The organism is Halomonas marinisediminis, from assembly GCF_004347715.1.
GTDB lineage: Bacteria > Pseudomonadota > Gammaproteobacteria > Pseudomonadales > Halomonadaceae > Halomonas > Halomonas icarae.
The window spans coordinates 1-257 of the sequence record NZ_SLTR01000585.1; the positions used below are offsets into that span (position 1 = coordinate 1).

General features: G+C 47.5%; 1 pseudogene. It reads right to left on the minus strand.

The features are described from left to right. Positions 1 to 257: pseudogene (gene uvrC, locus E0702_RS17900) on the minus strand (excinuclease ABC subunit UvrC); the annotation flags it as partial.

Sequence of the window (257 nt, forward strand, 5' to 3'; positions counted from 1 at the left end):
CCCATGTACTTCAGCAATGCTTGTCGCCTTTTCGGACCGATACCTTCGATACCTTCCAACGCACTAGTTCTACGAGTCTTACCACGCTTTGCTCTGTGCCCTGCAATGGCGTGATTATGACTCTCATCTCGAATATGCTGCATCAAATGTAAAGCCGGTGCATCGCTAGGCAAATGAAACTCATCACCTTCTGTGGTAATCAGCGTTTCTAAACCTGGTTTTCTTGTCACACCTTTCGCAATACCGATCAGCCTAGG